The sequence below is a fragment of the Shewanella sp. Isolate8 genome (assembly GCF_022398495.1).
In the GTDB taxonomy this organism is placed as follows: Bacteria; Pseudomonadota; Gammaproteobacteria; order Enterobacterales; family Shewanellaceae; genus Shewanella; species Shewanella aquimarina.
Map to the genome: position 1 here is coordinate 186,696 of NZ_JAKEVI010000002.1, position 19,621 is coordinate 206,316.

Here is a 19,621-nt window from a genome sequence, read left to right on the forward strand (position 1 = left end):
AAGACCATTGGATCTATTACTCGACCCAGGTAGCTGGGCGATTCTTGCTGCGACCGGCTTTATCGCAGGTTTTATCGATGCCGTCGCCGGTGGCGGTGGCCTACTGTCGATCCCGGCCCTGCTCACCATAGGCATTCCCCCACACACGGCGCTGGGCACCAATAAGCTGGCCGCCAGCTTTGGTTCCTCCATGGCGGCCTTTACCTATTATCGTAAGCAGTTTTTTACCCCCAAGTTTTGGTATCACGCCTCCATTGCCACCTTCATCGGCGCCGTAATAGGCACCTTTGTGGTCTATCTTATCGACAATCAGTGGCTAGAAAAGTGGCTGCCGCTGTTTATCATCGCCGTGGCCCTCTATACGCTACTAAAACCCAATGCCATGGGCTGCCCCACCTATGAGCCGCCGGTAAAAGCCCCCTCCAAATTTAAGCAGTGGCGCCAAGGGCTACCGCTTGGCTTCTACGACGGATTTGCCGGCCCGGCTACCGGCGCCTTCTGGACCATCAGCAGCGTGTCTCAATATAAGCTGCCGGTGCTCAATAGCTGCGGCCTTGCCAGGGCCATGACCCTTATTAGTAATCTCACCTCCCTGAGCGTGTTTCTGGTGTTGGGACAGGTGAACCTGATGGTCGGTCTGTCGATGGGGCTTTGCATGATGCTCGGCTCATTTATTGGCGCCCGCACTGCCATCAAGTTTGGCGTCCCCTTTATTCGTCCTCTGTTTATTAGCATAGTGATACTCATCGCCATTAATCTGGCATGGGGAGCCTGGGCATGAAGACAAATGAACTTATCCATCGCCTGCGAGTCCAACTGAAACAGTTAGAGCAAGAGGTACTGCAACACGACAGTCAATTGCCTAAGGGGCAGCGCAAGCTGCTACAAGATACCGAGCGATTTAATGACAACCTGTTTAATCAGGCGGGCGCGCAGCTCTCTCCTTGTATAGATCAGCTCAGTAAGAAGATCGCTCAGCTCGAGAAGCTGCTCCAAGGCAATATATCGGCGACCACCATCACCATGGCCTGTGAGGGCATTCAGGACAGGTTTACCGCCTTGAGGCGCGCGCTGAATACCACGACACTCGGTGTGAAATCAGCCGAGCAACAGAAAGCCTCGCGGATAGCTCATGCGCGTAAACGTCGCCAGAAGAGCCATGCCCAGAGTGGATTTAGCTGGATCGCCGCCGGAGTGATGAATAACAGCCACCAGCTCTATGAAGAATTGAACAAACATATGAACTGGGTTCACACCTTTGAACAAAAAATTGCGCATTTGCAATCTAAGCTTGAAAACTGTCATAGTGCTGACAAAATTGCACTGCAAAATGAAATACTTTTGGTCCACCGCCGCTTAGGCAAGTGCCGACAAGCTATCAGCTATATAGAAGATCGTATTCAGGCGTTCGAACGCCCATACAAGCATCAGAATCGTTAAGGAGCAACAATGAAATCAATCAAGCCAATCACCGCTTTAATCGCTCTGCTTGGTGCCTCATCGGCAATGGCTGCCAACCTCACCATCCCCATGGCATTCGAATACCTTGCCCTAGACGGCAAGAAGGTAGAAGGCAGCCTGTTTAATCACAAATCTGATCTCGAGTTAAGCCAAGGCACACATAAAATTGCTATCCGTTATCACGACATGGTGCAAGACGACTTCAGCGACAGCGAAAGCTTTGTGAAATCATCTCCCTTCATCTTAACCCTGGCCGTCGATGGCGACTATGACTACCGCTTGCAACCAGCCGAGGGCGAGATCATCAAGAAGCCTAAGGCGTTCGCCAAGTCACCCGCGGTAGTGATCAGCCGTGTCGATGGCGGCGTCGTTAACTACAAGGTTACCCAAACTGACATCACAGAAGACAGCTTCGTCAGCAAGCTGTTTAATGGCAACTCGGGTCAGGATATCGAAACCGCCGCCGCTGCCGCGACCGGCGCAGGCGTTGCCGCGCAAGCAAGTGCCCCGGTACCGCAGGCTGACACTGTCGAAGCCGTTACCCTACCCGCTACATTGCCGACGAACCCAAGTGCAAGCGATGCCGATCATGCTCAGCAGATGTTGCAATACTGGTGGCTACATGCCGACGACAAGACACGTAAAGAGTTTATGAGCTGGGCAATTAAACAGCTGTAAATCCTAGATGGTACCACTCGTCTATCACGCCAGCTATTCACAGCTGGCGTTACCCCACCACCACAGATTTCCCATTACTAAATACCAGGCGCTCTACCAATACCTGCAGGATAGACAGATAGTCGACCCGACCGCATTTCACTCCCCCGAGGCGGTCAGCCTTGAGTGGCTGAAATCGATCCATTGTCCCGACTATGTCATGCAATTTATCGAGCAGCGTCTGCCCGACAAGGCGGTGCGTCGACTTGGATTTCCTCTGAGCGAGCGATTGACTCAGCGGACACTCTACTCTGTCGGCGGCAGCCATCTTGCCTGTGAACTGGCGGTTAAACACGGCATAGCCCTGCAACTGAGCGGCGGTTATCACCACGCCCACTATCAATTTGGTAGCGGCTACTGCGTATTCAACGACCTGATCTCTGCCGCCCTACACGCCCAGACACTAGAGGGGATCGATAGGGTGCTGATCTTCGATTGTGACGTGCATCAAGGCGACGGTACGGCCGCCATGGGTCAGGCTCATGACGAGGTCTATACCTGCTCCATTCACTGCCAGGAAAACTTCCCGGCTCGAAAGCAAACCTCAGATCTCGATCTGGAATTACGCCGGGGTGTCGCTGACGATGAGTATCTCGAGGCCGTGGCACAAACCTTAGAACTCGCCCTGCGCCTCTATCAACCGGATCTGATTATCTATGACGCGGGCGTCGATGTGCATCAGGATGACAGGTTAGGCCATCTCGAAATCACCACAGAGGGGATCTACCAAAGAGACAGGCTGGTGTTAACAAGCGCCAAAACCGTCGGCATTCCAATCGCCTGCGTCGTCGGAGGCGGTTACAACAAGTCGGTAGAGGTTCTCGCCGAGCGCCACGCGCAAGTTTTTATTGCCGCCCATGCCATATGGTAGCAAACTAGATTATGCTTAGTTAAACCGCAACTGAACCCGAGGGAGAAGCTATGCAACTGGAAATTCGCAATTATTACGAAGTGTTGTTGATGGAGATACTGTCAGATGAAGGATTGTTCGACGAGCTACCCGAAGACTATCTTGCCGATCTCTGCTGCGTAACCCTAAACCAACTGCCGGTACGTTACATACGTCACCTGGTCGATACCTACTTCTTCGAGGACTATAACGAACTCAAGCAGATGAAGGAGGAGATCCAAACGGCATTGGAAAAATCGCGCGCCTTCTTAAAATCAAAACTACCGGAAGAGCAAACTCAAACGGAAGAATCCTGAGGCGGCCAAGGTAAGAGCTTATCTGTTGCAGTTAGCAGCAAGAGTCAACAGCGGGCTATTTGTCTCTGGTGGCGAGTGACTTTCTGATTTCCCGCTTGCCCAAAATACCTTGCTGAGCTTCGGGTACGACGCTGTAGGTACGACTCTGTGGATTCGACAATAGGTGCATACAAAATGCCATGACGAGATTGAAACAGATAAGGAGGATTTTTAGATGGACTATTTATCATCGAGTGTACCACCAAGTGTATCACCTGAGGTATTTCTGAGTTAACTCGTTGATAATAGTTAGGATTGGAGGTTCCCCTAGAGCCACACCCCGGCACATGAGTCGCCTGCTGCGGTTGCTCCCTTCCGGGCCTGGCCGAGTTCACAAGTTATCATTGCGGGGGGACCCTAGGGTCACCATAGATGCTTAAGCAATTAAATCCTTAAGACGGCGTGCATTATCTACTATGGCAGCCCGGCGATCAAGTCAATAACCAAGAGTAATCACCAGAATAGGCCCAACTGCCGAATCTATAAACAAAAGCCCGCGAGTGCGGGCTAAATTCCATCGACCTTTGGCGTCGCTACGGGTGCCACTACAAATGTCACTACAGAGACAAGATCGCCCTATTCTGTTCAAGCACCTTGGGACCGATACCTTTTACCCGGGTTAAATCTTCAATGCTATTGAAATTACCGTGGGCATCTCGGTATTCCACAATGGCAGATGCCTTAGCTTCACCTATACCCTTGAGTTGAGTCAACTCTTGGGCGCTTGCGGTATTGATATTTACCTGGGTCAGGCTCGCCTGGGCCGTGTCAGCAGGTATAGAAACCTGTTCGGCAGCCAGAGCGGGAAAGAGGGAAAATGACGCCACGACGAGCGCGGCTAAAAGTAGGTTTTTCATTGAGGGGCTCTCCTTAAATGTCCTTATGGTATGCATGGCCAACAATCCTTTTTCCTCGGCCACCTCGAAAACATAGAACAGCTTCAAAAATTTCGCCAATACGTGACAAGCAGACAAACCACGCGGAGCTCGCCGAGATATAGATCACAAAATAAATTATATTAATTTATTTCAGTCTGTTATTAATTAGCACCCCTTTACCCAGCCGTCGTAAAAAAAATTGATCGCCAAGCTTCACCACCGCGTGATCAACGCCTCATATGACTCAAACAAGGCGAAGCAGATCACGCCACCAGAAGTGAAATATGTAGCTTTGCCACATAAAAAATTTTGTTGCGCAGCGCAACCGCTAGGCTAGTGTAGAGCGCCAAAATAATAATTAAGGAAGCCCTATGTCCCTCGACACCACACAAGAGGCGCTCGCCGCACCACCTAAGTCGGCGCCTCAAACCAACTTGCCCATCTTGTTTGGCGATATCCTACTCTTCGTCTTGCTCTATAACTTTCTACCTTTCGAGCCAGGCGTAAATACCGGCATTGCCATCTTGGTCTTCGCCGCCGTGCTCTGGTTGACCGAGGCGATTCACATCAGCGTCACCGCCATACTGATCCCCATCATAGGGGTGCTGTTAGGGGTATTCGAAACTAAGGCGGCCATGAGCAACTTCGCCAATCCTATCATCTACCTGTTCTTCGGTGGCTTCGTGCTGGCCGCAGCGCTAAGTCATCAAGGAATCGATAGACGCATCGCTCAGAAGGTATTAACCGCCTCCAAGGGTAAGCTCAGCATCGCCTGCATGCTACTGTTTGGGATCACAGCCCTGCTCTCCATGTGGATCAGCAACACGGCCACCGCGGCCATGATGCTACCACTTGCGCTTGGGATCCTGAGACAACTGGATTTCAAGGAGCACAGAAGCACTTACCTCTTCATGCTGCTGGGTATCGCCTACTCGGCCAACATTGGCGGCATAGGCACTCTGGTCGGTAGCCCGCCAAATGCGATTGCCGCCGCCCAGGTGGGCCTGAGCTTCGCCGACTGGCTTGAGTTTGGCCTTATAACCGTTGCACTGATGCTGCCTAGCATGTTGATTGCCCTCTATCTCTACCTTAAGCCCAATCTGAATGTGGTCTGTGAGATCCCCAAGAGCAACGAGCATCTCACCATGCAGGGCAAGCTTACCCTGCTGATCTTCATCACCACGGTCTGCTGCTGGATCTTCAGCAAGCCCATCTCTACCTCGCTGGGGGGAATTAAACAATTCGACACCATAGTGGCACTGGGCTCAGTAGTGATGCTCGCGGGGCTTGGCCTGGTCGATTGGAAGAAGATAGAGAAAACCACAGATTGGGGCGTGCTTATCCTCTTCGGCGGCGGTCTCACACTGAGCGCCATCCTTAAGGCCACGGGCACCAGCGTCTTCCTGGCACACTGGGTGACTGATATCTTTGGTAATACCCATATGGCGCTGTTTACCTTTGCGGTGATCTTCTTCGTGGTGATGCTGACCGAATTTGCCAGTAACACCGCCAGCGCCGCCCTCTTGGTTCCCGTATTTGCCGCCATCGCCGAAGCCCTTGGCCTGTCGCCTGTGATGCTCTCTGTGCTTATAGGTATCGCCGCATCCTGCGCCTTCATGTTGCCGGTCGCCACGCCGCCGAACGCCATCGTGTACGGCTCGGGCTTTATCAAGCAATCTGAGATGATGCGCGCTGGGGTGATCATCAACTTCATCAGCATGTTGGCGCTCTATGTGATCGCCCATCTGTTCTGGACCATCTAAAAGTAAAAAGCCTGCAATCGCAGGCTTTTTTATTCATCGAAGCTAACGGCTCACATCACTGTTATCGACTCAAAGCTTCAGGCTATTCCCCGAAGGCCTGCGCCAGATCGGCAATGATGTCATCGCTGTCTTCCAGGCCTAGGGAGATCCTCAACAGGCTATCGCCAATGCCGGCGTCCATTCTGGCCTCTGGCGAATAGGGGGAATGCGTCATAGAAGCAGGATGCTGGATCAACGACTCGGCATCCCCCAGACTGACCGCAATTTTAAAGAGCTTGAGTCGATTAGCGAACGCCTTGGCGGCATCGAAGCTGCCTTTGAGTTCGAAGGCGACCACACCGCCGGCCCTGAGCATCTGCTTACCCACCAGGGCATGGCCCGAATGTCCCTTGAGGCCAGGATAATAGACTCTGGCCACCTGAGGGTGCTGCTGCAGATATTCGGCGACCCGCTCGGCGTTGTCGCAGTGGCGCGCTAATCTGACATCTAGCGTCTTCAGCCCGCGTAAGATCAGCCAGGCATCGTGAGGCGAGATCACCCCGCCGATATCCTTGAGCACCTCAAGTTTGACCTTAGTGATCATCTCCTCGGTGCCACAGACGATTCCGGCGATCACGTCACCATGACCGTTGAGATACTTAGTCGCACTGTGGATCACCATGTCTATACCCATGCTCAGCGGGCGTTGCAACAGTGGCGTCATAAAGGTGTTGTCGACGATACTGACCAGCTGATGGCGCTTGGCCAGTGCAGCAATGGCGGCGAGATCATACACATCCAGATGCGGGTTAACAGGCGTCTCGCAAAACAACGCCTTAGTGTTGGGGCGAATGGCCTGCTCTATGTTGGCCACCTCGCAAAAATCCACCAGCGTAACTTCGATACCGAAGCGTTTAAACTGCTCTGTCATCAAGGCAAAGGTACAGCCATAGACAGCCTTGGATGCAACCAGGTGGTCTCCTTGACTCAGGTTGGTCAACAGGGCCGCCGACACCGCCGCCATGCCAGATGCGGTCGCGGCAGCCGCCTCGCAGCCTTCCAGCACAGCCATCTTGCGTTCGAGCTCTGCCGTGGTGGGATTACCGAGGCGAGTGTAGATATAGCCTTGTTGTTCGCCGGCAAAGCAATCACCGCCCTGCTCGACATTCTCAAAGGTAAAGGTGGCACTTTGCACCAAAGGGGATACCAAGGCGCCATGCTGATTGGCCTCATGCCCAGCATGGATCACCTGAGTGGCAAGTTTCCATTTATCTTGCATACACTTTCTCCGTCATACTCGCTGCCTATTATTGTTGGCTTATATTTATTGTCTTGGCGTGGCAGCGATGCACTAACTTGCCCAGTTTCAGGGCTTAGAGTAAACCTGTCGCGAAAAATTATCCCCTACTTGGATGTAAAATCTTTGTTACGAACAGGCGTTTTACCAAGGACGCTGAGGGAGAAGTCTTTCAGCTCGCCAAGCAAAGCCTTGTGTATCTTGCTCAGCTTAGGTTGAGATTCTGGCGTAAATACCACGGGACGACACAGCCGCATGGTCTGATAGCCTAAACGTGCGGTAAGCAGTCCGCCGCCTAGCCCCTGTGCCAACCTGGCGGAGAGCTTGCCCGACATCTCCAGCGAAAACAGCTGAGTCCCGATATCTGTGACTAGCTCACTGGTACCGGCGTAGATGATGTTAGTGATCACCGACCGGATAAGCTTGATGCGGCTCCAGTAACCCAGCTCTATGCCATAACATTTCGCCAGCTGGGCGATCATCTTCTGATTGCGCCACAAGATGATCGCCATATCGAGCACGGCGATTGGGCTAGCCGCCAGCAAGAGCGCCGACTCACTGGCATATCTATGCACCAGTTTCTTCGCCTTGGCATCGACCTGTGGCAGCACGCTGCTCTCGAACAGTATCAGGCGTTCGGCGTCGTTATGCTCCTCGTGCACCAGGCGATAATAGCCCTTGGTATCGATATCTTCAGGCAAGTTCGAGATCAGCTTATCGATGAAGCTGTCCGCCTCTCCTCTCTGCATACTCTGAGATAAGCGCTCACTTACCGCCTGCGCCTCTTCTACCGCACGCAGCCGCCTTAATTGACGCCACTCTTTCACGCCTAGGGTGATTGCCCACAGACTGACGATGGCCGTGACGCCGCCATAGAGCCCAAACAGCCAGGGGCTTTGGCCCCATGCCTCTTTTAAGGTCAGCACTAGCTCCACCAGCAATATGCTTCCTATACCGAGCAATGATGCCTTAGCCAGCCAGGACCATGAGCGCCGACGCGCACCAGATGGCGACTTGCTAACGATGCCGTCAAGCTCGGGGACGAGTGCTTGAATCGCCGCTTCGTCGAGTTCGCCTGTCTCGGCATCCTCGAACACCACCTGATCATCGAAGCGTTCGGCCGCCTTGAGCTCGGTGACGCTTAACGCCTGCTCCGGCTCGAATACTTGTTTCTTTTCAATCTGCATATCGGCTTTTTTCATACTGGTTCTATCACGCTCTCTTGCTAACCGCTCTTGCATAAACAGGAATCGCAATGGCGCTCTCTAATACGATGTCTTAGCTAGCGCTGGCATTAACTTAGCTTATCACCGAGCAAGAACTGCAACAGGTGATCCAGACGAATATGCTCAAACTGCGCCTGATGGCCAGTTTCCACCAGACGCGGCGGGGCAAAATCGACAAATTCAAACCCCTGTCGCTGCCAGAAATCACCACTGGGTAAGTGAGTGGGGACTTCGCCGGGGAACATAGTCACCTCTTGGTTTGAGGCAAGTTCTATCCCCTTTACCACCTCTATCGATTTACCCTGACGCTGCACCATGCCGTGTTGAGTCGCCTTGATGGCGCTGATGGCCATCACCTCGACTTCACAACCTTCAAACTGGGCATGTTGCTGACTGCGTTTCACCAGATGAGATAAGAGCGACAACACATTGCCCTGCTGATCCCGGGTGATGTGATCGACCTTACTGGCGGCAAACAAGAGCTTGTCAATCCGCGGGGCAAACAAGCGTCTCAACAGGTTGGACTGCCCAAAATGAAAACTCTCCATGATGGCGTCGATCGCCCCTGTCATATCATCAAACTGTGCCTTACCGCGATTGAGCGGCGTCAGGCAATCGACCAACACCAACTGGCGGTCGAACTTGGCAAAGTAGTCTCGATAGAAGGGTTTCACTACCTGGCTAACATAGCTGTGATAGCGCTGCTTCAACACCTGATAATAGGAGTGCTTCGGACTCTCTTCGGCCGCATCTAACTCGGTCTCACTGAGATGCAGCAAAGGAAAAAACGCTAGTATGGGCGTATCGGCGAGCTCTCCCGGCAGCAACATACGGCCGGGCTGCGCATGATAGAAGCCTTGCTGCTCGACTAAATCAACCAGCAAGGCCTGATAGAGGCTGGCGATCTGCTTTAATTTGAGTTCATCGGCGTTCTGGGTCAGATCTAGCACTCTACATGCCGACACGAAGGCCTGATAATGGGCGCTCTGGGACAACACGGCATCACGGCGCGCCAGCACCTGGCACCAGGCCTTGAAACTCAGCTTGAGCATAGGCAGATCCAGCAGCCACTCTCCGGGGTAATCCACTATGTCCAAATAAAGCGTCGCGCTATCGGTAAATTTCGCCCTAAAGCCTGCCGAAGGCTGATAGCGAATGGCCAGGCGCAGCTCGCTGATGGTACGGGTCGATTGTGGCCAGGCAGGCGTCTCGCTGCACAAGGCGCTCATGGCGCCCTCATAGTCGAAACTCGCTATGGTCAGATCCGGCTGTAGGGCGCGCTTCACCCCGTGTAAGCGCCCCTCACGGGAGACCTGTAATAGTGACAGCGCATTGTGACGCTGACCGACACCCGCGTGTAGCAGTTGATTGACCAGTCCGGTAATGAAGGCGGTCTTTCCCGCGCCCGATAAGCCTGTCACCGCCAGGCGAACATGATTGTCCGTGGTGCGTTTAACCAGTGACTTGGAGTGATGGCCGAGTTGACGAAGTGAGCGGTTAAATGAATTCATCATTTGCTTTTACTATTGCTAAGAGCTTTTTGGCTAAGGGCTTATAGCTAAAGGCTAAAGGCTTCTAATCTTAATACGGCTAAGGGCGGTATACACCGCCCATTGAAAGGATTTAAAGATTATTGATCTGTTGTTTAAGATCGAAGCTGTCCGAGGTGACGTGCCGTTCGAGATTTTGCAACCTGAGTTCTAAATCGCGGAACTGGTTGTTAACGTCTCTTAAGGCTGCCTTAGCGGGCTCTCCTGCCTGCCATACCTTCTTCTTAACCTCGATCTCCCTGTGTTGTTGCTTGTTCTTTGCGCTGCCGGGTTTAATATCCAGAATCATCCAGAGTAGTACGTAGATGATAAGAATAACGCCCGATCCCCCAAGCAAAAATATCGATGCGGCGACCACTCTGACCAACCAGGTCTCAAAGTTAAAGTAATCCGCGATCCCTGCGCATACTCCAGCTATCTTGCCTGACTCGGGGATTCGATATAAGGGTCGTCCCTTAGATTCGCTCATCTCGATTCCTCCACTGCGGGGCCTCGCTATCTAAAATCGCTTCCAATGTCTCTATGCGTTGGGCCATTTTATCAGCTTTGCCGATTAACTCATTGAGCTGAGCATACTCTTCTTCAGTGAGTCCCTGGCTCACTTGGCGTTTGCTACGATAGTGCAGAACCAGCCAGATGGGCGCCACCACTACCATAAAGATAATAATTGGGGCTATTAGTAAATCCAAATCCATAACTCACCTCAGAATTGTTGTTATTTAGTCTGTTTCTTGGCTTTTGCTGCTTTTACCTTAGCCTTCAGGGCTTCTAGCTCTGCACTAACGGCATCTTCAGCTTCCAACGCGGCGAATTCGTCATTCAGTGTCTTCTGGTTACCCAGATCATAGGCTTCCACCTGTGACTCCAGTCCTTCGACACGACGCTCATACTGCTCGAAACGGCTCATGGCATTGTCAATCTTGCTCGAATCCAGCTGACGCTTCACTTCCAGGCGAGAAGACGCAGTCTGCTTACGCATAATGATAGTCTTCTGACGAGCCTTGGCGTCGGCCAATTTCTCTTGCAGCAGGTTCACTTCCTCTTTCAGGCGAGCGATCTGCTCTTCGACAACCACTAGCTCCTGCTCTAAGGTAACTGCCAGCTCACTGGCCTTTTGCTTTTCAAGTAGTGCGGCTTTAGCCAGATCTTCACGGTCTTTCGACAGTGCCAGTTCCGCCTTGTCCTGCCAATCCTGAACCTGCTCCTGCACCTTAGCGATACGACGAATGATCTCTTTCTTCTCCGCCAGTACCTTGGCCGAGGTCGAACGAACTTCCACTAACGTATCTTCCATCTCTTGGATGATCAGGCGAACCATTTTTTCTGGATCTTCTGCTTTATCGAGTAATGCGCTGATATTCGAGTTAATAATATCTGCAAAGCGAGAGAAAATTCCCATAATACTGTCCTCAAATTTATGTTGGTTTCGCCTAGATTAATACATTAAGTGTGCCAACTTAACTATACCGATTAAAAACAATCAGTTAAACATATTTATAACTTTTTCTTTATTTTATTTCACAGGGCACATATTATAATTTTCACCAATAATTAGCGTGAAAGACTAAAAAATAAAGTGGCCAATCAATTTCAACAAGACAACCTCATAGGTCAGTCGAACGCTCTACTGGAAGTCCTTGAGCACGTTTCAAAAATTGCCCCCCTCTCTAAGCCAGTCTTAATTATTGGCGAGCGCGGAACCGGTAAAGAATTGATAGCCGAGCGCCTACATTATCTCTCCAAGCGCTGGGATCAAAGCTTTATTAAGCTAAATTGTTCATCGCTCAGCGAAAACCTATTGGAGAGCGAGCTCTTCGGCCACGATGCCGGCGCCTTCACCGGTGCCAACAAGAAGCATGAAGGGCGTTTCGAGCGCGCCGATGGCGGCACCCTGTTTTTAGACGAGCTAGCCAACACCTCTGGTTTGATCCAAGAGAAACTGCTTCGCGTCATCGAATATGGCGAGTTTGAACGTGTGGGGGGCAGCAAGACGGTACAGACGGATGTGCGTCTGGTATGCGCGGCCAACGAAGATCTGCCCTCACTGGCCGAAGCGGGGGAATTTAGGGCCGACCTACTCGACCGCCTGGCGTTCGATGTGATCACCCTGCCGCCGCTGCGCCATCGCCCGGAAGATATCATGCCCCTGGCCGAATATTTCGCCATAGGTATGGCTCGCCAGCTGAAACAGCAGCAATTTGACGGCTTTAGTCGCAATGCCATCGAGCAATTACTGGATTATCACTGGCCGGGCAATATCCGTGAGTTGAAGAACGTGGTCGAACGCGCCGTCTACCGTAATACGGATCTGGAAGAACCGATCGACAGCATTATCATAGATCCCTTTGCTTCCCCTTATAGACCGACCAACCGCGTCAAGACCAAGTCCCGTCAGGCGCAGAGTGAACAGGCCATTGAGCAGGAGAGTCCAGCGACGCCCGCTACCGAATCAACGAACAAGGCTAACGACCTAGATATCAGCTTCCCACTGGACTTTAAAGAGCATTGTGAGCAGCAGGAGATCATGCTGCTTAAGAAGGCGCTGGAATCAGGGCAATACAACCAGAAGAAGACGGCGGAGCTGCTCGGACTCAGCTACCATCAGCTGAGAGGCATCTTAAAAAAATACAACTTACTGGACAAATAAGACCAGCAGGGGCAGATGATGTTTGCCCCTGACTCCATCCCACTGTTAAAATAAACCTCTCCATTCAAATAACTATTACATCTGCTGATGAAAGAGCTGCTCAAACGTCTCACGTTAGGTTCGGCGTTTTGTTGTATCGTGCCACTGTTGTCGGCCTGTGGACCGACGCGAGTGCCCTCGGGATTGGTCTATTGCTCTGAAGGCAACCCTGAGTCCTTCAACCCCCAATTGGTCACCTCTGGTACCACGGTCGATGCAACCTCACAGCAGCTTTACGACGGTCTGGTGGATTACGACGCCAGAACCGGTGAGATGACCCCGTCTCTCGCCACCTCCTGGCAGCTGAGCAGTGACGAGAAGGTCTACACCTTTGAGCTTCGCCAGGACGTGCAATTTCATCGCTCCGACATATTTACCCCGAGTCGCAACTTTAATGCCGACGATGTGATTTTCTCCTTCAACCGCATCATAGATACCGACAATCCCTATCACTTTGTCTCTAAAAGCGGTTATCCCTTCTTCCAGAGTATCGGCTTTGCCGAACTTATCAACGACATAGAGAAGATAGACGACTACCACGTCGCCTTTCATCTCAAGCATAAGGATGCCTCCTTCCTGTCAAACCTAGCGACCGGCTTTGCGGTGATCCTCTCTAAAGAGTATGCCGACCAACTGCAGCAATCTAACCAAGAGGAGTTGTTGGATAAACTGGCAATCGGCACCGGGCCATTTAGGTTGATCGATTATGTGAAGAACGACTTTATTCGTTACTACCGTAACCCAGATTATTGGCGCCTCACGCCCGAGGTCGACCAGCTGGTATTTGACATCACTCCGAAGAGCACCACACGTCTGGCTAAGCTGATCACCGGCGACTGTAACGTGTCTGCCCTGCCCAAGGCGGGTGAGCTGCCGGTAGTGATCGAGAAAGAGGAGCTCGAGGTCGAGTCCCTGCCCGGGTTTAATGTCGCCTTCTGGGCCTTTAATACCGAGCGTATTCCCTTCAACGATGTCAGGGTGCGCCGTGCATTGGCCCACGCCATAGATAAAGAAAACATCCTCAGGGCCGTATACCAGAAGACGGCCGAAGAGGCAGTTGGCCTGCTGCCACCACTCTCCTGGGCCTACTCGGCCAACGAGAAGATGATCGACTATAACCCTGACAAGGCGCGCGAGCTCCTTAAAGAGGCCGGGGTAGACAAGCTCACCATAGACATCTGGGCCATGCCGGTCGCACGTATCTACAACCCTAACGCCCACAAGACCGCCGAACTGATCCAGGCGGATCTGGCCAACATAGGCGTCAAGGTGAATATCGTTAACTACGACTGGAGCGTCTTCAACCAGAAGCTGAGCCAACGCGGTTACGATTCGGTATTAATCGGATGGAACGCCGATAACAGCGATCCCGACAACTTCTTTACCCCTATCTTGAGCTGTGCCTCCGTAGGCTCAAATAGCAATCGCTCGCGCTGGTGCGACCCCGCCTTCGACCATATTCTCAATGCGGCCAAGTCCACCACAGACAGAGAGAAACGTGCGCGCCTCTACCAGGAGGCAGAGCAATATGTAGCAGAGCAGGTGCCTTTGCTTCCCTTCGCCCACGCCACGCGCATGGTGGTAAAAGAAAAATCGGTAACCGAAGCTAAGCTAACCCCCTTCGGTGGCATCTCCTTTACCAAGACTTCCCCAAATCGCCCTAAAGGCGATAACAAGGAGAGCAACTGATGGCCAGATATCTGATCCGCAGGTTAAACCTTTTCCTGGCGACCTCACTGGTTCTCTTCCTGGTAATGTTTATCGTTACCAGCAAATTTCCGGTCGAACATACCTTCGCCTTGACCGGACTGCAGTCGCCGACCAGCCAGGAGCTGGCACAAATAGAGAGCGATTATCAACTCGATAGCTCACAGCTGCATCAGTTTTTTGCCTACCTACAGCAGCGCTTATCGGGCAACCTGGGGATTTCGGCCACCTCGCAGAATCCGGTGATCGATGAGCTCACCGCCGTGCTGCCCGCCAGTTTCGAGTTGGGGATTGTCGCCGGGCTGATCGCCCTGGTGTTGGGTCTGCCTCTTGGGGTACTAGCCTCTCTGAGCAAACATAAGATCACCCAACACACCATCATGGCCATCACCTTAACTGGCTATTCCATTCCGGTATTCTGGCTCGGTCTGTCGCTGTCGCTCTGGTTTGGGGTGCAGCTGGGCTGGCTGCCAATTTCGGGGCAGATCAACCTACTGTACGACATACGCCCGGTGACCGGCTTTTTGCTGCTCGACACCCTGCTGTCGGATTCGCAGTACGCCACCTCGGCCTTTATCGATGCCCTGCTGCATATAATCTTGCCGGCGGTAACCCTGGCAGTACTGCCCTTTACCGTGGTGGTGCGGATCACCCGCGCGGCGATGATCGCCATCATGGAGCAGACCTATATTAAGGCCGCCGAGGCCCGCGGCCTTCACACCAGCATCATAGTGCTGCGCCACGCATTGCCAAACGCCTTTATTCCCGTGCTGAAAAACCTCGGCCTTATGCTCGGCGCCTTCGCCAGTTATGCTATGGTGGTGGAGGTGATCTTTAGCTGGCCTGGCGTGGGCGCCTGGCTGGTCTCAGGGATTTACCAAAGGGATTATACTGTGATACAGGGTGGGATCCTCGCCGTCGCCTTAATCATCATCTTCTTAAGCATTCTTATCGAGGTGATCCATACGGCAATGAACCCCCTCAGCAGGAAAGAGCTCTATGCCGCAAATTAAAATCTACCAGGAAGACCATATCCCCTCGCCGCTGAGCCGGATCTGGTCCGCCTTTACCGACAACCCCTTCGCCTTTGCCGGGCTCTGGGCCGTCTGTTGTCTGCTGCTTCTGGCTCTATTTGGCCCGCTTATCGCCCCATATAGCCCTGAACATCAAGACCCCTTGGCGTTGCTACTGGCGCCCTCCTGGGAGCCCACAGGCACTGTGGAGCACTTCCTCGGCACAGACGACTTGGGCCGCGACATCTTCAGTCGCCTACTCCATGGTGCTCATCTGACCTTCGGCATGGCACTGGCAATCGTTATCACCGCCCTGCTACTGGGTTTCATCATAGGTTCTATCTCGGGCATGATGAAGGGACTCAAATCGAGTATCTTGAGCCACCTGTTAGACGCCCTGTTATCTATCCCCTCGTTGCTGATGGCGATTCTAGTGGTGGCGGTCACAGGACCAGGGCTTGGCAACGTCTTCTGGGCCGTAGGCATCGCGCTTACCCCGCAGTTTGTCCGCGCCATTCATCAGGCGGTACACGAAGAGTTACAGAAAGAGTATGTCACCGCCGCCAGACTCGATGGTGCCAACAGCCTACAGATCTTCTGGTATGTGATCCTACCAAACGTCATGGACACCATGATCATTCAGACAACCTTAGGGATCTCGGCCGCGATCTTGGATATCGCCGCACTGGGCTTCCTTAACCTAGGGGCTCAGGCACCTAGCCCGGAATGGGGCGCCATGGTGTCTCAGGGGTTGGACAACCTGCTCACCGCTCCCTGGACGGTCACCATTCCCGGCGTCGCCATTCTCTGTAGCGTGCTAGCCATTAACCTGGTGGGAGACGGACTGCGTTCGGCCCTCTCGCCGATTCGCTCCTAACGAGACACTGCTATGCCATTACTGGACATTAGAAACCTCACCATAGAACTGGATACGCCCCATGGCCGCGTCAAGGCCCTGGAGCGTGTGAGCCTCACCCTGAATCCGGGCGAAGTCCACGGCCTGGTGGGCGAGTCGGGCTCCGGCCGCACCTTGCTGGCCAAGGCCATCCTGGGGATCCCGGGACACAACTGGACCATTCAGGCGGATCGCATGATGTGGGATGGCCAGAACCTGATGGACATGTCGCCCAGCGAACGCCGCGTGCTCATGGGCAGCGAGATGGCGATGATCTTTCAAGATCCCATCAGTAGCTTAGACCCGGCGATTGCCGTCGGCACCCAGATCATCGAGGCGATGCCAGAAAACAAGGAACTCCCCTGGTGGAAACGCGGCAGCGATAAGCGAAAGAAGGCTCAGCAGTGGCTGCATAAGGTAGGTATCAAAGAGACCCAGAAGATCATGTCCAGCTACGCCTGGGAACTCTCCGACGGCGAATGCCAGAAGGTGATGATCGCCATCGCCGTTGCCAACCAGCCCAGGCTGCTCATCGCCGATGAGCCGACCAACTCGATGGAGGTTCGCACCCAGGCGCAGATCTTCCGTCTACTGAGTAAGCTCAATCAGCTACAAAATGTATCTATCCTGTTGATTAGTCATGAATTAGAGACGCTTTCTCAGTGGTGCGACCGGCTAACCGTCATGTACAGCGGTCAGGTGATGGAATCTGGGGTCACCAGTGAAGTGATCGCCAATCCCTATCACCCTTATACCAAGGCGCTTTTGGATAATATTCCCGATTACTCCAATCCCGAGCACCACAAGACCATGATGCAGACCCTACCAGGCTCGGCGCCGGCACTGCAGCATCTGCCCATAGGTTGCCGACTCGGCCCCCGTTGCCCTCAAGCGCAGAAGCTCTGCGTCAACCAGCCTAGCCTGTGTCACCAGAAAGATCGCTATTTTGCCTGTCATTTCCCTTATCACAATGAGCCATGCCATGAAGAGCCCCTTACTAAAAGTTAATCGACTGAGTAAAACCTTTTTTGCCGGCTATAAGGGATTTAAGCGCCAATATAACCACGCATTGGAGCCCATCTCCTTCGAGCTTAATCGCGGCGAGACCCTGGCAATTGTGGGCGAAACCGGCTCGGGCAAGAGTACCCTGGCGCGTATCTTGGTGGGTGCAGAACAGCGCACCGATGGCGAGATCTTGTTTGAAGGCGAAGCCCTAGAGAGCCGCAACCTGAAGCAGCGTTGCAGGCTCATTCGGATGATTTTCCAAGACCCCAACACCTCGCTCAACCCGCGCTTGACAGTCGGTGAGCTGCTGGATGAACCCTTAAGGTTCAATACCGATCTGGACAAGCAGGCACGCTTTGCCCAAGTAGTCGATACCCTGCGCAAGGTCGGCCTGCTGCCGGAGCACGCCGACTTCTACCCTCACATGATCTCAGAGGGGATGAAACAACGGGTAGCGGTAGCTAGGGCCTTGATGTTAAACCCAAAAATCATCATTGCCGACGAGGCGTTAACCGCGCTTGATCTCTCGGTTCGCTCACAAATTCTTAACCTCTTGCTCAAGCTGCAGCAGGAGATGGGACTCTCCTACATATTTGTGTCCCACAACATGAATATCATTCGCCATTTCAGCGATAAAATTATGGTGCTGCACCAGGGCAAGATGGTGGAAAAGGCCACCACGGAGAAGCTATTTAACGCCCCCGAACATGAATATACTCAGCGTCTGATCCAGGAACAGACCATGTTTTCCTACAAGCGTTAAACTGATCCAACCACTGGAACATTAACGTCTTATTATTAAAAAAGGTGTGCCATTTCAGCTTGGTTTAATTATCCTTATGGCACTTTTTCAAGAGAAGCAGAAACATGATAATCAAACCCAAAACACGTGGCTTTATTTGTACCACCACTCATCCGGTTGGCTGTGAAGCAAATGTACTAGAGCAAATCAACATCACTAAGGCAAAAGGCCCTGTCGCCAACGGCCCTAAGAAAGTATTAGTGATCGGCTCTTCAAGTGGCTATGGTCTATCTTCGCGCATTGCGGCAGCCTTTGGCAGCGGCGCGGCAACCCTCGGCGTCTTTTTTGAAAAACCAGGTACCGAGACTAAGCCTGGTACGGCTGGCTGGTATAACTCAGCGGCCTTCGATAAGTTTGCGAAGCAAGACGGTCTCTATTCTAAGAGCCTGAACTGTGATGCCTTCAGCCATGAAGCCAAGCAGAAAGCGATCGAGCTGATCAAGCAAGATCTGGGTCAGGTAGACATGGTCGTCTACTCACTGGCCTCTCCGGTAAGAAAGCTGCCTGACAGCGGCGAACTGGTGCGCTCATCTCTGAAGCCGATTGGCGAGCCATACAAATCTACTGCGGTTGATACCAATAAAGACCTGATCATCGAAACTAGCGTAGAGCCAGCTACAGAGCAAGAGATCCAAGACACTGTTACCGTCATGGGCGGTCAGGATTGGGAGCTGTGGATCAATGCCCTGGCCGAGGCCGGTGTTCTGACCCCAGACTGTAAGACAGTTGCTTACAGCTACATAGGCACAGAGCTGACCTGGCCTATCTACTGGCATGGTGCCCTGGGCAAGGCCAAGATGGACTTAGATCGCGCCGCACACGAACTTAACGACAAGCTATCGGCCACTGGCGGTAGCGCCAACGTTGCCGTACTTAAGAGTGTGGTCACTCAGGCGAGCTCGGCCATTCCTGTGATGCCACTCTACATCGCCATGGTATTTAAGAAGATGCGCGAAGAGGGCCTACACGAAGGCTGTCAGGAGCAGATCAACCGTATGTTCCACGAGCGCCTCTACCGCGCCGATGGTGCCGCACCAGCTGTCGACGAGGCTAACCGCCTGCGCCTGGACGACTGGGAACTACGCGAAGATATTCAGCAGCATTGCCGTGACCTATGGCCAACCATCACCACAGAGAACCTCAGCGAACTCACCGACTATCGTGAGTACAAGGAAGAGTTCCTCAAGCTATTCGGCTTCGGTATCGAGTCTGTAGACTATGACGCCGATGTGAACCCAGAGGTGAACTTCGACGTCGAGCAGTTCTAAACCGCTTGCTCATCGATAAAAAGCCACGGCCATTGCCGTGGCTTTTTGTTTGCTGGCTTATTTTCCCTGAAGCGCCTCAGAGGCACGATCAGGCCGCAATTGGTGAAACCTGCTATATCGCCCTCATAA

20 protein-coding genes and 1 other RNA gene are annotated in these 19,621 nt (G+C 52.8%); 13 read left to right on the plus strand and 8 right to left on the minus strand.

Annotated features, from left to right (window positions below):
* Nucleotides 1-7 precede the first annotated feature (7 nt).
* From L1D43_RS10145 to L1D43_RS10165, 5 genes are read left to right on the plus strand one after another with little or no spacing between them, the layout of a single operon-like run.
* Nucleotides 8-781, plus strand: coding sequence for a TSUP family transporter (locus L1D43_RS10145; protein WP_239851354.1), 774 nt, complete (start codon nucleotides 8-10; stop codon nucleotides 779-781).
* A complete protein-coding gene (locus L1D43_RS10150; protein WP_239851356.1) occupies nucleotides 778-1,440 on the plus strand; it encodes a primosomal replication protein in 663 nt (220 codons plus the stop codon). The genes L1D43_RS10145 and L1D43_RS10150 overlap by 4 nt, the downstream gene beginning before the upstream one ends.
* A gap of 9 nt (nucleotides 1,441-1,449) precedes the next feature.
* Entirely contained in the window at nucleotides 1,450-2,139 is a 690-nt protein-coding gene (locus L1D43_RS10155) for a DUF2057 domain-containing protein (RefSeq protein WP_239851358.1), read from the plus strand.
* A gap of 7 nt (nucleotides 2,140-2,146) precedes the next feature.
* Nucleotides 2,147-3,049 carry a histone deacetylase gene (locus L1D43_RS10160; protein ID WP_239851359.1) on the plus strand — a complete coding sequence of 301 codons (903 nt, stop codon included), beginning with the start codon at nucleotides 2,147-2,149 and terminating at the stop codon, nucleotides 3,047-3,049.
* A 50-nt stretch (nucleotides 3,050-3,099) separates the two neighbouring features.
* Nucleotides 3,100-3,384 (plus strand): late competence development ComFB family protein, encoded by a 285-nt coding sequence (locus L1D43_RS10165; RefSeq protein WP_041509400.1) that lies wholly within the window; start codon nucleotides 3,100-3,102, stop codon nucleotides 3,382-3,384.
* Nucleotides 3,385-3,687: 303 nt separating this feature from the next.
* On the opposite strand, the gene ffs is transcribed toward L1D43_RS10165, so the two are convergent.
* Nucleotides 3,688-3,784: signal recognition particle sRNA small type (ffs, locus tag L1D43_RS10170), an RNA gene on the minus strand.
* 196 nt (nucleotides 3,785-3,980) lie between these two features.
* Nucleotides 3,981-4,280, minus strand: a complete 300-nt coding sequence (locus L1D43_RS10175) for a ComEA family DNA-binding protein (RefSeq protein WP_239851361.1) — start codon at nucleotides 4,278-4,280, stop codon at nucleotides 3,981-3,983.
* Nucleotides 4,281-4,672: 392 nt separating this feature from the next.
* Between L1D43_RS10175 and L1D43_RS10180 the strand changes: the two genes are divergently transcribed.
* Nucleotides 4,673-6,064 carry a DASS family sodium-coupled anion symporter gene (locus L1D43_RS10180; protein ID WP_239851363.1) on the plus strand — a complete coding sequence of 464 codons (1,392 nt, stop codon included), beginning with the start codon at nucleotides 4,673-4,675 and terminating at the stop codon, nucleotides 6,062-6,064.
* Nucleotides 6,065-6,146: 82 nt separating this feature from the next.
* On the opposite strand, the gene megL is transcribed toward L1D43_RS10180, so the two are convergent.
* The 6 genes from megL to pspA all read right to left on the minus strand — a co-directional run bounded on the left by megL (nucleotide 6,147) and on the right by pspA (nucleotide 11,515).
* A complete protein-coding gene (gene megL, locus L1D43_RS10185; protein WP_239851365.1) occupies nucleotides 6,147-7,322 on the minus strand; it encodes a methionine gamma-lyase in 1,176 nt (391 codons plus the stop codon).
* 125 nt (nucleotides 7,323-7,447) lie between these two features.
* Complete coding sequence (locus tag L1D43_RS10190) at nucleotides 7,448-8,542, minus strand: TIGR01620 family protein (RefSeq protein WP_239851367.1); 1,095 nt, start codon at nucleotides 8,540-8,542, stop codon at nucleotides 7,448-7,450.
* Nucleotides 8,543-8,634: 92 nt separating this feature from the next.
* Nucleotides 8,635-10,077 (minus strand): YcjX family protein, encoded by a 1,443-nt coding sequence (locus tag L1D43_RS10195; RefSeq protein ID WP_239851973.1) that lies wholly within the window; start codon nucleotides 10,075-10,077, stop codon nucleotides 8,635-8,637.
* 112 nt (nucleotides 10,078-10,189) lie between these two features.
* Nucleotides 10,190-10,585, minus strand: coding sequence for an envelope stress response membrane protein PspC (gene pspC / locus L1D43_RS10200; protein WP_239851369.1), 396 nt, complete (start codon nucleotides 10,583-10,585; stop codon nucleotides 10,190-10,192).
* A complete protein-coding gene (pspB, locus tag L1D43_RS10205; protein ID WP_041509393.1) occupies nucleotides 10,572-10,811 on the minus strand; it encodes an envelope stress response membrane protein PspB in 240 nt (79 codons plus the stop codon). The genes pspC and pspB overlap by 14 nt, the downstream gene beginning before the upstream one ends.
* A gap of 20 nt (nucleotides 10,812-10,831) precedes the next feature.
* A complete protein-coding gene (gene pspA, locus L1D43_RS10210) occupies nucleotides 10,832-11,515 on the minus strand; it encodes a phage shock protein PspA (RefSeq protein ID WP_041509392.1) in 684 nt (227 codons plus the stop codon).
* A 177-nt stretch (nucleotides 11,516-11,692) separates the two neighbouring features.
* Between pspA and pspF the strand changes: the two genes are divergently transcribed.
* The 7 genes from pspF (at nucleotide 11,693) to fabV (ending at nucleotide 19,492) form a co-directional block, all read left to right on the plus strand.
* The gene (gene pspF, locus L1D43_RS10215; RefSeq protein WP_239851371.1) at nucleotides 11,693-12,763 is read left to right on the plus strand and encodes a phage shock protein operon transcriptional activator; all 1,071 of its coding nucleotides are present in this window, start codon (nucleotides 11,693-11,695) and stop codon (nucleotides 12,761-12,763) included.
* 87 nt (nucleotides 12,764-12,850) lie between these two features.
* On the plus strand, nucleotides 12,851-14,491 hold the full coding sequence (locus tag L1D43_RS10220; protein ID WP_239851373.1) for an ABC transporter substrate-binding protein: 1,641 nt from the start codon (nucleotides 12,851-12,853) through the stop codon (nucleotides 14,489-14,491).
* The gene (locus tag L1D43_RS10225) at nucleotides 14,491-15,522 is read left to right on the plus strand and encodes an ABC transporter permease (protein WP_239851375.1); all 1,032 of its coding nucleotides are present in this window, start codon (nucleotides 14,491-14,493) and stop codon (nucleotides 15,520-15,522) included. The genes L1D43_RS10220 and L1D43_RS10225 overlap by 1 nt, the downstream gene beginning before the upstream one ends.
* Nucleotides 15,509-16,399: an ABC transporter permease subunit gene (locus L1D43_RS10230; RefSeq protein ID WP_220071820.1), complete on the plus strand. Its 891-nt coding sequence runs from the start codon at nucleotides 15,509-15,511 to the stop codon at nucleotides 16,397-16,399. Before L1D43_RS10225 ends, L1D43_RS10230 begins: the two co-directional genes overlap by 14 nt.
* Before the next feature lie 12 nt (nucleotides 16,400-16,411).
* The gene (locus L1D43_RS10235) at nucleotides 16,412-17,425 is read left to right on the plus strand and encodes an oligopeptide/dipeptide ABC transporter ATP-binding protein (protein WP_041509387.1); all 1,014 of its coding nucleotides are present in this window, start codon (nucleotides 16,412-16,414) and stop codon (nucleotides 17,423-17,425) included.
* Complete coding sequence (locus L1D43_RS10240) at nucleotides 17,400-18,185, plus strand: ATP-binding cassette domain-containing protein (protein WP_011866299.1); 786 nt, start codon at nucleotides 17,400-17,402, stop codon at nucleotides 18,183-18,185. The genes L1D43_RS10235 and L1D43_RS10240 overlap by 26 nt, the downstream gene beginning before the upstream one ends.
* A 104-nt stretch (nucleotides 18,186-18,289) precedes the next feature.
* On the plus strand, nucleotides 18,290-19,492 hold the full coding sequence (gene fabV / locus L1D43_RS10245; RefSeq protein ID WP_239851377.1) for an enoyl-ACP reductase FabV: 1,203 nt from the start codon (nucleotides 18,290-18,292) through the stop codon (nucleotides 19,490-19,492).
* The last annotated feature ends 129 nt before the right edge of the window (nucleotides 19,493-19,621 follow it).